Consider the following 13061-nt stretch of genomic DNA (forward strand, 5'->3'; position numbering starts at 1 on the left):
TCAGTCCTTCGTTCCAGCGCCCGGCGGATCGTCCGAGATCCGGGCGTAGAGGTAGTGGTCCTGCCAGATGCCGTTGATCCTGAGATAGGATCGCAGAAGTCCTTCGCGCCGGAATCCGGCTTTTTCAAGCACGCGGATCGACCGGGCGTTGTCGGGAATACAGGCCGCTTCGATCCGGTGCAACCTCAGCGTATCGAAGGCGAAGCGCGTCACCACCTTGACCGCGTCGGTCATCAGGCCACGACCGCCAAAGCGCTCGCCGATCCAATAGCCGACATGGCCGCTTTGCGAGACGCCATGGCGTATGTTGCCGAGCGTGATGCCGCCCGCCAGCTTGCCGCTGCTCTTTTCGAAGATGAAGAAGGCGATCGCGGTTCCCTGCGCATAGTCTTCGCGGTAGCGGCTGATGCGCAGCCGCCAGGCAGTGCGGTCGAGTTCGTCGGGAGTCCAGCGTGGCTCCCATGGCTCGAGAAAGGCACGGCTTTCGCCACGCACCGCCGCCCATTCGCGATAGTCATTCGTGAAGGGCACGCGCAGCATGACGTAGTCACCCTTCAGCGCCGGCAGGTCACGGCGAAAGAAAGGGAGCGCGAACACGACGCTTTGAGGGGCTTAGACGGCGAGCTTGCGGGTCGCGGTCTGCGTGCCCGCAAGCGAATCGAGGATCGCCTCGTATGGCGCCAGCGTACCCACAGGCCCGACAGCTGTAAGCGTCGGCTTGGTCGAGAACAGCCGCGACGACAGGTCGGTCAGTCGCTCGATCGTGAGCGCCGACAGCCGTTCCATCAGTTCTTCCTTGGCGATCGGCCGGCCGAACAGAAGCAGCTGCCGCGCGATCTGCGAGGCGCGGCTGGCCGGGCTTTCGGCGGACATGATCAGCCCGGCGCGATATTGGGCGCGCGCCCGGTCGAGCTCTTCCTGCAGGATCTTCTCGCCGGCCTTCTGCAGTTCGTCGATGATGACCGGCACCAGTTCGGCGATATCGCTCTGGCCGGTCGCGGCATGGACACCGAAGACGCCGGTGTCGGAAAAGCCCCAGTGGAAGGCATAGACCGAATAGCACAGGCCGCGCTTTTCGCGGACTTCCTGGAAAAGACGCGACGACATGCCGCCGCCGAGGATCATCGACAGCACCTGCGAGGCATAGAAGTCGCGCACATGATAGGCGCGGCCCTCGAAGCCCAGCACAATCTGCGCGTCCATCAGGTCGCGGTCCTCGCGGAAGTCGCCGCCGACATATTGCGCATATTGCGGGATGGTGCTGTCGGCCTTGCTGCGGAAGCCGCCGAGTTGCTTTTCAACCTCGCGCACGAAATTGTCGTGCTTGATGTCGCCGGCAGCGACGATCACCATGCGCTCGGCGCCGTATTGCCGCTCGATGAAATCGTGCAACTGCTTCGAGGTGAAGGATTTGACGGTTTCCGGCGTGCCCAGGATCGAGCGGCCGATCGTCTGGTGGCGGAAGGCTGTCTCGGTGAAACGGTCGAAGACGATGTCGTCGGGCGTGTCGTGTGCGGCGCCGATCTCCTGCAGGATCACATGCTGCTCGCGTTCGAGCTCCTGCGGGTCGAACTCGGACTCCTGCAGGATGTCGGCAAGAATGTCGACGGCCAGCGGAACGTCGTCGGAGAGCACCCTGGCATAGTAGGAGGTGGTCTCGACGCTGGTGGCGGCGTTGATCTCGCCGCCGACGTCCTCGATCTCCGAGGCGATTTCGAAGGCGCTTCGCCTTTTCGTGCCCTTGAACGCCATGTGCTCGAGCAGATGGGCCATGCCATGCTCTTCGTCGCGTTCGTTGCGGGCACCTGACTTGACCCAGGCACCAAGGGCAACCGATTCGATGCTTTGAAGGGTTTCGGTGGCGACTGTCAGGCCGTTCGACAGACGGCTTACCTCAACACCCATATGGCTACTACTCCCTAACGCGCCGCCCGCGCGCGGCGGCCGACGTAATCTTCCACCATTTTCAGGTCGGATGGAAGTACCGTGTATTTTTCCTCCGATGTCATCAACCCACCTAGCCATGCGGGCAGTGCGGGCGAGACGCCGCTGGCGGCTTCGACGGCGGCGGGGAATTTTGCTGGATGGGCGGTGCCAAGCACCACCATCGGCACCGCGCCTGAAGCCTTGCCCGCCGCCACATGCACGGCTGCCGCGGTGTGCGGATCGAGCAGGTAGTTGCTGCCGGCGAGCGTCGAACGGATGGTGGCGGCGACTTCGTCCATGGTTGCGCGGCCGGCGTCGAATTCAGACCGCATCCCAGCGATTTGCTGCGTTTCGATGGTGAAAGCGCCAGACTGCTTGAGACCGTCCATGTAGCCCCGCACGGTCGCGGCGTCACGGTTGGAAGCCTCGAACAGCAGGCGTTCGAAATTGGACGACACCTGGATGTCCATCGACGGCGAAGTGGTCGCAAAGACGCCCTTGGTGCGGTATTCGCCGGTTGCGAAAGTGCGCGCCAGGATGTCGTTGTCGTTGGTGGCGATGATCAGCCGCTCGATCGGCAGGCCCATCTTCTTGGCGGCATAGCCGGCGAAGATATCGCCGAAATTACCTGTCGGCACCGTGAAGGAGACCGGCCTGTCCGGCGCGCCCAGCGACAGCGCCGAGGAGAAATAATAGACGATCTGGGCCATGATGCGGGCCCAGTTGATCGAATTGACGCCCGACAGCGCAACCCGGTCGCGAAAGCCGTGATCGTTGAACATGTCCTTGAGCAGGCCCTGGCAATCGTCGAAATTGCCTTCGATCGCCAGCGCATGAACATTTTGCGCGGTCGACGTCGTCATCTGCCGCTGCTGCACCGGCGAGACGCGGCCATGCGGGAAAAGGATGAAGATGTCGGTGCGGCTGCGCCCGGCAAAGGCATCGATGGCGGCGCCGCCGGTATCGCCCGAGGTGGCGCCGACGATGGTGGCGTGCTGGTCGCGTTCGGCAAGCACATGGTCCATCAGCCGGGCCAGAAGCTGCATCGCCACGTCCTTGAAGGCGAGAGTCGGCCCGTGGAAGAGTTCCAGGATGAAGGTGTTGGGGCCGGTCTGCACCAGCGGGCAGACGGCCTCGTGGCGGAAGGTGGCATAGGCTTCGCGGACCAGGCGCTCGAAGACGGGCGCCGGGATTTCGTCGCCAAGGAAGGGCGACAGCACGCGGATTGCGAGATCAGGATAGGCAAGGCCGCGCATGGCGCGGATCTCGGCAGCGGAAAACTGCGGCCACTCGCGCGGCACGTAAAGCCCGCCGTCACGCGCCAGTCCAGCCAGCACAGCGTCGGAAAATCCAAGCACGGGCGCTTCGCCGCGGGTACTCACATAGTGCATGTCACAAATCCGTTACCGCTGGGTTTTCCGTTCACCACAAGGTGGTTAATTTCTGCGCTGGCTCAGTCGCATTTTTGCCGCGCGGTTGATATACGTCACCAGCTTTGCGAGAGGGAAGTGCAGTTTCATGGCGTTTCGTACATTCAGTGGCCGCTTTTTGGCGGGTCTTGCGCTTACCGGCTTTATGCTCGCCGCCGCCGGCTGCCAATCGAGCGACAATGGCATCCTGGACCTCGGCTTCGGCAAGAAGGATCCGACAGCGCCGCCGCCGCCACAGGATCCCAAGGTCCTGTCTAGCCAGTTGCAGGCCTATTGCCCCAGAGTGACGGTGCGCGACGGCACGGCCTTCTTCAACACCTATGCCAAGGGCGTGCAGAAGCCCAAGTCGAAGCCCATGCGCAAGCCGAGGAACCAGGCCGAGGCCGAGCAGCAGGCGCAGGAGGCACAGGCCGCGGCCGACGCGGCCGCGACCGCGCCCGACGAGTCTGCGAACATCATCTACCAGGCGTCGATCAGCGACGTGACCCGTGATTGTCTGCGCGCCAACGGGCAGTTGACGATGAAGATCGCGGTCGCCGGCAAGGTTGTGCCCGGACCGAAATTTTCCCCCGGCACCATCACCATGCCGATCCGTATCGCGGTGATGCATGGCACGGATGTTCTCTACTCGCAGATCCATCCGTATCAGATCCAGGTCACCGACCCGTCGGTCGCGACGCAGTTTGTCTTCACAGATTCCAATGTCGTCGTGCCCGAACCGTCGGCGCAGGACTATCAGGCCTTTGCCGGATATGATGAAAACGCGCCGAAGGGGACGACGGACAAGCCGAAGAAGAATCACAAGAAGAAGGCTGTCGCGACGAACTAGTCTCGCGTCGAGACGCACGTCTCTCAGGCGTCAGCCGACCACTCCGACAGCGCGGCGATCACGCTTTTCAGCTCCGCCCAGCGCCGAATGACCGTCTCGGCGCCGGCTTCCGTCAAGGCGTCGGCATGACCGGGATAGCTGTGGCCGGCGCCGGTGAAGCCGATCACGCGCATGCCGGCCGTCCTGGCGCCGTGGACGCCGTGCACGGAATCCTCGATGACGAATGTGTTCGCCGGCTTGGCGTTGAGTTTCTCCGCAGCGAACAGGAACACGTCGGGCGCCGGCTTGGTCTTCTTGCTTGGTATCTCCAGGGCCGAGAAGATCCGGCCGGTGAAAAACGGCAGCAGGTGCACCTTCTCCAGCATGAATTCGATCCGCTCGGAGCGCGAATTCGAGCAGACGCAGTGCGGAGCGGTGACCGCGGCGACCGCCTCGCGCACGCCGTCGATGGCGCGGACGTCGCTGCGCAATTTGCGATCGACGAGGTCTTCGGCGCGGTCGATCAGCGAGGCCTGGAACGGGATGCTGGACTTCTCCTCGACCCGCATCATGATGTCCTTGAAGGTCAGTCCGGCGTAGGTCTCGGCGAGTTCCTCAGCCGATATTTCGTAGCCGGCCAAGGTCAGCAGTTCCGCCTCGACCCGCGCGGCGACGATTTCGGAATCGACGAGCACGCCGTCGCAATCGAAGATGACAAGGTCTGGCTGGGGCATGGTGATCCGGACGGTTGGGAGAAGGAAGGGCCAGGGAAGGCTCAGGCGGCGCGGCATACACCAACAGGGCCGCCTTCGCAAATTTGGAGATCCGCGGTGGCCTTCACCGAATATTTACGCTGATCGGTAACCATAACAGAGAGTAAAACTGTAACGCGTGCCTCGGGTGTCAGAATGTCTGCCGTGCGTCTTCTCGACGAGCTATCCCACGCCCCCCAGCAATCCGAATGGCTGGACACGATCCTCAAGGGTGACTGCGTTGCCGCGCTCGATCGGCTGCCGGAAAAGTCGATCGACGTCATTTTCGCCGATCCGCCCTACAATCTTCAGCTCGATGGTGACCTGCACCGGCCCGACCAGTCGAAGGTCGATGCCGTCGACGACGATTGGGACCAGTTCGAGAGCTTCGAGGCCTACGACGCCTTCACCCGCGCCTGGCTGCTGGCGGCGCGGCGGGTGCTGAAGCCCAATGGCACTATCTGGGTCATCGGCTCTTATCACAACATCTTCCGGGTCGGCGCCAAGATGCAGGATCTGGGCTTCTGGATCCTCAACGACGTCGTCTGGCGCAAGACCAATCCGATGCCGAATTTCCGTGGCCGCCGTTTCCAAAATGCGCATGAGACGATGATCTGGGCGTCGCGCGACCAGAAGTGCAAGGGCTACACCTTCAATTACGAAGCCATGAAGGCCTCGAACGACGACATCCAGATGCGCTCTGACTGGCTGTTTCCGATCTGCACCGGCGGCGAGCGGCTGAAGAACGACAATGGCGACAAGCTGCATCCGACGCAGAAGCCGGAAGCGCTGCTCGCGCGCATCATGATGGCCTCGACCAAACCCGGCGACATCGTACTCGACCCCTTCTTTGGCTCAGGCACCACCGGCGCGGTGGCCAAAAGGCTTGGCCGCCATTTCGTCGGCATCGAGCGGGAGCAGGCCTATATCGATGCCGCCAACGAGCGCATCGACGCGGTGCGGCCGCTGGACGGCGCCGACCTGACCGTGCTCACCGGCAAGCGCGCCGAGCCGCGCGTCGCCTTCGTCAGTCTCATCGATACCGGGCTGATGGTTCCGGGCGCCACGCTCTACGACGCCAAGAAGCGCTGGGCGGCCAAGGTGCGCGCCGACGGCACCGTGGCGATCGGCGACAGCGCCGGCTCGATCCACAAGATCGGCGCCGAAGTGCAGGGCCTGGATGCCTGCAACGGCTGGACCTTCTGGCACTATGAGCGCAGCGGCGGCCTGACCCCGATCGACGAGCTTCGCCGCATTGCCCGGCTCGGCATGGAGCGGGCAGGGGCCTGAACCCCTGCCAATTGCCACCATTCTCGCTGACTCAAGGTATCAACGGAACGCCGGAAGCGATTCAAATCACGCCATGATTCCGAGGCGTTCAAGGTCTGCCTGAAGCGTCTTGGCATCGGTGAACAGCACCGCTTGCCAGCCGGCCGCCTTGGCGCCGTCGACGTTCTTCTGGCTGTCGTCGATGAACAGCGTGGCCGACGGCTCGAGCCCGAACGCGGCGACGTGATGGTCGTAGATGCCGCGGTCCGGCTTGATCATCCCGACTTCGCCGGAGATGGTGACGCCGCGCGGCCGTTCGAGAAAATCGAAGCGTTTGCGCGCCTCGGAGAGCGTGTCGCTGGCGAAATTGGTCAGCATGGTCACGTCGTGGCCGCTTTCGATCAGGCCGACCATGATGGCGACACTGTCGTCATAGGCGTGCGGCACCATGTCGTGCCAGTAGCGGCGGAAATTGCGGATGTTTTCCGCGTGATCGGGATGCTCCGCAATCAGCAGCGCCTCGGCCTCTTGCCATGTCCGGCCGCGATCCTGCTCGATGTTCCAGTCATGCGTGCAGACATTGTCGAAGAACCACTTTCTCTCTTCGGCATCCGGAATGAGGAGGCTGAACGGAATATTCGGATCGTAGTGGATCAGCACCCTGCCGATGTCGAAAACGATGTGGCGGATTTCAGTCATGGGGCCTCTTTGCACTGTGTGGCGACGGTTTTTTCGTCGCGCCGGGTATCGCAGCCTCGATTGCCTTTTTCATGACAGTGGGCAGTGCTTCGCCTGAAATGTCCGAAGGCAGCGACCAGAAATGGCCGGCCGGCGTCTCGCCGTTCGTGTGGGCGAGGAACACGTCGAGCTCGAGCGCGAAGTGGGTGAAGACATGGGCGATCCGCCCCGTGGGCTTCCAGTTGCCGGGAAAGGGTGCCGCCGCTTGCGTGGTGGCGCCATCGATCCGCGCTGTCCAGGCGGTCGTCGGCACTTCGGTCATGCCGCCAAGCAGGCCTTTCTCCGCCCGTTTGCGCAGGAGAACGGCGCCGTCGCCCCGCACGGCGATGAAGGCCGCACCGCGCCGCAGCGGCTTGTCGGCCTTGGGCAGCCGCACCGGGAAATGTTCGGGGTCACCTGAAACGACCGCGCTGCAATCTTCGCGCAGCGGGCACAGCATGCAGCGCGGCCGGCGTGGCGTGCAGATGGTGGCGCCGAGATCCATCATCGCCTGGGCGAAATCGCCCGGCCTTGTCCCTGGCACCATACGCTCGACATGGGCGCGTATCTCGGCCTTGGCTTCGCTCAGCGGTGTTGTGATCGAAAACAGCCGGGAGATGACGCGTTCGACATTGCCGTCGACGACGGCGGCTGGGCGGTCGAAGGCGATCGCGGTGATCGCCGCCGATGTATAGGCGCCGATGCCGGGCAGTTCCCTGAGGCCGGCTTCCGTGTCGGGAAACCGGCCGCCGCGCTGGGCCACTAGGTCGGCGCAGGCCTTGAGATTGCGCGCGCGGGAATAGTAGCCGAGCCCGGCCCAGGCCTTCATCACATCCTCGGTCGGTGCCGCAGCAAGCGCCCCGACATCAGGCCATTTCTCGACGAAGACGCGAAAATAGGCCTTCACCGCTTCGACAGTGGTTTGCTGCAGCATGACTTCGGACAGCCAGATGCGGTAGGGATCGGGCATCACGCCGCGCGCGTGCTCACGCGGCGTGATGCGCCACGGCAACTCGCGATGATGCACATCGTACCAGCCGAGCAGGCGGGACGCGATGTCGGCACCGAATGGGGGTGTGGTCTTGCGGGTCTGGTCTGCTGGTGCCATTGATCGGGAATTGGCCTTGGCCGATGCTGGTGAGGCTGGAGAACGTACATGGCAGGGAGAACGCCCTACGGCAATCCCGTCCCGGTCAGCGATCTTGCGACCAAAATCCTCGACCCGGTGCTGCGCAAGCGGGCCGGCATTTCGATCGGCCTCGTCCAGTCGTGGGAAGAGATTGCCGGGCCACGCCTTGCCAGCCGCTCGCGTCCCGAAAAAATCCAGTGGCCGCGCCGCATGCATGAAGACGATCCGTTCGAGCCGGCGGTGCTGGTCATCGCCTGCGAAGGCATGGCGGCGCTGCACCTGCAGCACGAGACCGGCGAGATCATCAACCGGGTCAACGCTTTCCTCGGTTTCACCGCCATCAGCCGGATCAGGATCCTGCAGAAGCCGATGACAGCGGACCAAGGAAAGCGCAAACCGACCTTCAGGCCGCTGACCGCGGCCGAGAAGACGAAACTGTCCTCGACCGTCGGCCTGGTCGACGATGATGGGCTGCGCGCCTCGCTGGAAAGGCTCGGCGCCACCATTCTGGGCGAAAGGAAGTCATAGATTTGTCGTCAATATCTCGCATTCGTGATCGCCCCTGTCAGGTTTGGCGATTGGATTGGGGATGGAGATGCCTTAATTCGCGCCAACTCTCGCTTTTTCGTGCCTTTGCATTGCAAAATCCAACTCTTGTCAGGTGATTCGTATGAACCGTCCCCCGTTTGGCCAAAGCTTGTCTCGCAGAAACGTCCTGACTTCGCTGGCCGCCATTCCGGCGGTCGCCCTGCTCGCCGCCTGCAGCGACTCTGACGAGCAAGCCAAGGCGGCGGATGTAAAGCCCGCGGACCCGGCCGCGCCTGCGAAGCCGGCCACGCCGGCCGCCGCGACTGCACCGGAAGCCCAGGGCACCGTGGATATGGCGGAACTGCTGAAGCCGGGTGCGCTGCCCGACAAGCAGCTTGGCAAGGACGACGCCAAGGTGACCATCGTCGAATACGCCTCGATGACCTGCCCGCATTGCGCGCATTTCGCCGAGACCACTTTTCCGGACCTGAAGACCAAGTACATCGACACCGGCAAGGCCCGCTACATCCTGCGCGAATTTCCGTTCGATCCGAGCGCCGAAGCCGGATTCATGCTGGCGCGCTGCGCCAAGGATAACTATTTCCCGATGGTGGACGTGCTGTTCAGGCAGCAGGCGAACTGGGTTGGAGTGCCCAATACCAAGGATGCGCTGCTGCAGATCTCCAAGCTGGCCGGTTTTACACAGGAGTCCTTCGAGGCCTGCTTGACGGACCAGAAACTTCTGGACGATGTGAGATCGGTCCAGAAGCGCGGCGCCAATGAATTCAAGGTCGACTCGACACCGACCTTCTTCATCAACGGTAAGACCTACAAGGGGGCGATGTCGATTGCGGAAATGTCGGCCATCATCGACCCTCTGCTCTGACGCTCAGGCAGCATCGAAACGGCCGCGCCCGACGCCGGTCGCCCATTTGCCTTGCCGTGGAAACCGCGGCACACTTTTGCTGAATCCGCTTAGCGGGCGGCGCGAATGAAGTTTTCGCGCCTTCGCCTCCTTGGTTTCAAGTCCTTCGTCGAGCCCGGCGAGTTCGTCATCGAACGCGGCCTGACGGGCATTGTCGGGCCGAATGGCTGCGGCAAGTCGAACCTGGTCGAGGCGCTGCGCTGGGTAATGGGCGAAAGCTCCTACAAGAACATGCGCGCGTCCGGGATGGACGACGTCATCTTTTCCGGCTCGGGCACACGCCCGGCACGCAACACCGCTGAAGTCACGCTTTTCCTCGACAACAGCGACCGCTCGGCGCCCGCTGCCTTCAACGATGCTGACGAGTTGCAGGTGTCGCGCCGGATCGAACGCGAGGCGGGCTCGCTCTATCGCATCAACGGCAAGGAGGCGCGCGCCAAGGATGTCCAGCTCCTGTTCGCCGATCAGTCGACCGGCGCGCGCTCGCCATCGATGGTCGGGCAAGGCCGCATCGGCGAACTGATCCAGGCCAAGCCGCAGGCGCGCCGCGCCTTGCTCGAAGAGGCTGCCGGCATTTCCGGCCTGCACACCCGTCGCCACGAGGCCGAGTTGCGGCTGAAGGCGGCCGAGCAGAACCTGGAGCGCCTGGACGACGTCGTCGGCGAACTGGAAAGCCAGATCGAAAGCCTGAAGCGCCAGGCGCGCCAGGCGTCACGCTTCAAGAACCTGTCGGCCGATATCCGCAAGGCGGAAGCGACGCTGCTGCATCTGCGCTGGACACTGGCCAAGACACAGGAAGGCGAGGCGCGCTCGGCGCTGTCGGTTGCCACCGCGCTGGTCGGTGACCGCGCCGCAGCCCAGATGGCCGCCGCAAGGGAGCAAGGCATCGGCGCCCACCGGCTGCCGGAGCTGCGCGACGCGGAAGCCGCCGCTGCCGCCGCCTTCCAGCGCCTGTCGATCGCCAAGTCGCAGATCGAGGAGGAAGCCGGCCGCATCCGCGCCCGTCAGGGCGAACTCGAGCGCCGGCTGCAACAACTCGACGGCGACATTGCGCGCGAGGAACGCATGGTCCGCGACAATGCGGATATTCTTGAGCGCCTTCGCACCGAAGAAGCCGCGCTCAATTCCGAAAATGCCGGTGCTGCCGAGCGCGAAGCCAGCACCCGCGCGGCTTTCGAACAGGCGGCATCGATGCTTGCGGCAAGCGAAGCCAAACTCGCCGCGCTGACCGCCGAGCGGGCCGAGGCTGCCGCCTCGCGCAACCAGATCGAACGGACGCTGCGCGACACCGCCGAGCGCCGCGACCGTTTCGGCCGTCAGCTTGCCGATGTCGACCGGGAACTGTCTGATATCCTCTCCAAGGTCGCCGGCCTGCCGGATCCGGCCGAGAAGCGCATGCTGGTCGAACAGGCGATGGCGCTGCTGGATGAGGCCGAGGCTGCCGTGGCGCAGGCCGAGCAATCGGTCATCGATGCCCGCGCCAGCGAAAGCGCGGCCCGGCCGCCGCTGCAGGATGCCAGGGCCGAGCTGGCACGCATCGAGACCGAAGCGCGCACGCTGGCCAAGATCCTGAATGCCGCCAGCGGCGATCTCTTCCCAGCCGTGCTGGAGCAGATCAGCGTCGAGCGTGGCTTCGAGACGGCGCTGGGTGCGGCCCTTGGCGAAGATCTCGACGTGCCGCTCGACCGCAGCGCACCGGTGCATTGGGGCGAAAGCGAGATCCAGCCCGGCGACGCGGCTCTGCCTGAAGGCGTCAGGAGCCTTGCCAGCGTCGTTCACGCGCCGGCACAGCTTGCCCGCCGCCTGGCGCAGATCGGTATCGTTGTATCAGGCGATGGCCGCCGGCTGCAGGCGCTTCTTGCTCCCGGCCAGCGGCTGGTCAGCCGCGAGGGCGCGCTCTGGCGCTGGGACGGCTTTACCGCCAGTGCCGATGCGCCCACCGCGGCCGCGCAAAGGCTGGCGCAGAAGAACCGGCTGGCTGAACTTGATGCCGAAGCGGTGCAGGCGACGCTCGTCCTGCGCCAGGCCGAGGAGGCACTGGCCCAGGCCGAACAGGCGCTTCGCCTGGCGAGCGAGACCGAGCGCAACGCGCGCCAGGCTGGGCGTGACGCCCAGCATCGGCTGGACGCCGCCCGCAACGCGCTGGCCGAGGCCGAAAAGGCCGGCGGCGAATTGGCGAGCCGGCGCGCGGCACTGGATGAGGCGCGCGCCCGCATCGTCGATAGCCATGAAGAGACTTCGGCGGCCTTCGCCGAGGCCGAAATGCTGCTGCAGGACGCGCCCGATCTCGGCGATTTGCAATTGCAGCTCGAACAGTCCGCAGCCAATGTCGCCCGCGATCGCGCCACGCTTGCCGATGCGCGTGCCGTGCATGAGGGGCTGCGCCGCGAAGCCGAGGCGCGCACGCGCCGGCTCGATGCCATTGGCGCCGAGCGTAGCAACTGGCTGGAGCGGGCCGAAAACGCCTCGACGCAGATCGCATCGCTTGGCGAACGCAAGGCCGAGGCCGAGGCCGAACGCGAGCGGCTGGCCGATGCGCCCGATGAAATCGACGCCAAGCGGCGCGCCTTGCTGTCACAGCTGACGGAGGCCGAGACCTTGCGCAAGGCCGCCGCCGACCGTCTGCAGGAAGCGGAAAACCGGCAATCCGAAATGGACAAGGCGGCCACCGGCGCCATCCAGTCGCTGGCCGAGGCGCGCGAGACCCGCGTCCGCGCCGAAGAGCGGTTGACCGCGGCCGACGAACGCCGGCTGGAGGTCGAGGCGCGCATCCAGGAAACGCTGAACACGCCGCCGCATCTGGTCATCCGCCACACCGGTCTGGAGGCCGACAGCCCGATGCCCGAAATGGCCGAGATCGAGCGCCAGCTCGACCGGCTGAAGATCGAGCGCGAACGGCTCGGCGCCGTCAATCTTCGTGCCGAGGAAGAGCAGAAGGAGCTTTCCGACCGGCTGGAGACGATCGTGTCGGAGCGCGAAGACATCATCGAGGCGATCCGCAAGCTCCGGCAAGCGATCCAGAGCCTGAACCGCGAAGGCCGCGAGCGGTTGCTTGCCGCCTTCGACGTGGTCAACAGCCATTTCCAGCGGCTGTTCTCGCATCTGTTCGGCGGCGGCACGGCGGAATTGCAGCTGATCGAATCCGACGATCCGCTCGAGGCCGGGCTTGAAATCCTGGCCCGCCCGCCCGGCAAAAAGCCGCAGACCATGACGCTGCTGTCCGGTGGCGAGCAGGCGTTGACGGCGATGTCGCTGATCTTTGCCGTGTTCCTGACCAATCCGGCGCCGATCTGCGTGCTCGACGAAGTCGACGCACCGCTCGACGATCACAATGTCGAGCGTTTCTGCAATCTGATGGACGAGATGGCCGCCACTACCGAGACGCGGTTCGTCATCATCACCCACAACCCGATCACCATGGCGCGCATGAACCGGCTGTTCGGCGTCACGATGGCCGAGCAGGGCGTCAGCCAGCTCGTGTCGGTCGACCTGCAGGCCGCCGAAGCGATGCGCGAAGCAAGCTGAGCCGCCGCGCGACGCGCGTCGCGTTGAAACGGATTCAGGCGCCGCGCTTTAA

11 protein-coding genes are annotated in these 13061 nt (G+C 64.4%); 5 read left to right on the plus strand and 6 right to left on the minus strand.

Going from position 1 to position 13061, the window contains the following annotated elements; all coding sequences use genetic code 11:
* From AC1DYW_RS10145 to thrC, 3 genes are read right to left on the minus strand one after another with little or no spacing between them, the layout of a single operon-like run.
* Positions 1 to 597 (minus strand): GNAT family N-acetyltransferase, encoded by a 597-nt coding sequence (locus tag AC1DYW_RS10145; protein WP_457155230.1) that lies wholly within the window; start codon positions 595 to 597, stop codon positions 1 to 3.
* A gap of 15 nt (positions 598 to 612) precedes the next feature.
* The gene (locus tag AC1DYW_RS10150) at positions 613 to 1905 is read right to left on the minus strand and encodes a M16 family metallopeptidase (RefSeq protein ID WP_095091948.1); all 1293 of its coding nucleotides are present in this window, start codon (positions 1903 to 1905) and stop codon (positions 613 to 615) included.
* Between the two features lie 14 nt (positions 1906 to 1919).
* The gene (thrC, locus tag AC1DYW_RS10155; protein WP_477226034.1) at positions 1920 to 3317 is read right to left on the minus strand and encodes a threonine synthase; all 1398 of its coding nucleotides are present in this window, start codon (positions 3315 to 3317) and stop codon (positions 1920 to 1922) included.
* A 127-nt stretch (positions 3318 to 3444) separates the two neighbouring features.
* On the opposite strand from thrC, the gene AC1DYW_RS10160 reads away from it, so the two are divergent.
* Positions 3445 to 4185, plus strand: coding sequence for a hypothetical protein (locus AC1DYW_RS10160; RefSeq protein ID WP_477226035.1), 741 nt, complete (start codon positions 3445 to 3447; stop codon positions 4183 to 4185).
* Between the two features lie 23 nt (positions 4186 to 4208).
* Here AC1DYW_RS10160 and AC1DYW_RS10165 read toward each other — a convergent pair whose 3' ends face one another.
* Positions 4209 to 4898 (minus strand): HAD family hydrolase, encoded by a 690-nt coding sequence (locus tag AC1DYW_RS10165; protein ID WP_457154649.1) that lies wholly within the window; start codon positions 4896 to 4898, stop codon positions 4209 to 4211.
* A 174-nt stretch (positions 4899 to 5072) separates the two neighbouring features.
* On the opposite strand from AC1DYW_RS10165, the gene AC1DYW_RS10170 reads away from it, so the two are divergent.
* Positions 5073 to 6206, plus strand: coding sequence for a DNA methyltransferase (locus AC1DYW_RS10170; protein ID WP_477226036.1), 1134 nt, complete (start codon positions 5073 to 5075; stop codon positions 6204 to 6206).
* A gap of 66 nt (positions 6207 to 6272) precedes the next feature.
* On the opposite strand, the gene AC1DYW_RS10175 is transcribed toward AC1DYW_RS10170, so the two are convergent.
* Together AC1DYW_RS10175 and mutY are read right to left on the minus strand one after the other, a co-directional pair.
* Positions 6273 to 6884: an HAD family hydrolase gene (locus AC1DYW_RS10175; RefSeq protein WP_457154782.1), complete on the minus strand. Its 612-nt coding sequence runs from the start codon at positions 6882 to 6884 to the stop codon at positions 6273 to 6275.
* Positions 6877 to 8010, minus strand: a complete 1134-nt coding sequence (gene mutY / locus AC1DYW_RS10180) for an A/G-specific adenine glycosylase (protein WP_457154783.1) — start codon at positions 8008 to 8010, stop codon at positions 6877 to 6879. Before mutY ends, AC1DYW_RS10175 begins: the two co-directional genes overlap by 8 nt.
* A gap of 48 nt (positions 8011 to 8058) precedes the next feature.
* Between mutY and AC1DYW_RS10185 the strand changes: the two genes are divergently transcribed.
* The 3 genes from AC1DYW_RS10185 to smc all read left to right on the plus strand — a co-directional run bounded on the left by AC1DYW_RS10185 (position 8059) and on the right by smc (position 13009).
* The gene (locus AC1DYW_RS10185; RefSeq protein ID WP_477226037.1) at positions 8059 to 8559 is read left to right on the plus strand and encodes a DUF721 domain-containing protein; all 501 of its coding nucleotides are present in this window, start codon (positions 8059 to 8061) and stop codon (positions 8557 to 8559) included.
* A gap of 142 nt (positions 8560 to 8701) precedes the next feature.
* A complete protein-coding gene (locus tag AC1DYW_RS10190) occupies positions 8702 to 9445 on the plus strand; it encodes a DsbA family protein (protein WP_095091955.1) in 744 nt (247 codons plus the stop codon).
* Between the two features lie 105 nt (positions 9446 to 9550).
* Complete coding sequence (gene smc, locus AC1DYW_RS10195; protein ID WP_477226038.1) at positions 9551 to 13009, plus strand: chromosome segregation protein SMC; 3459 nt, start codon at positions 9551 to 9553, stop codon at positions 13007 to 13009.
* Positions 13010 to 13061: the final 52 nt, after the last annotated feature.

Source organism: Mesorhizobium sp. P2_D5 (assembly GCF_056404355.1).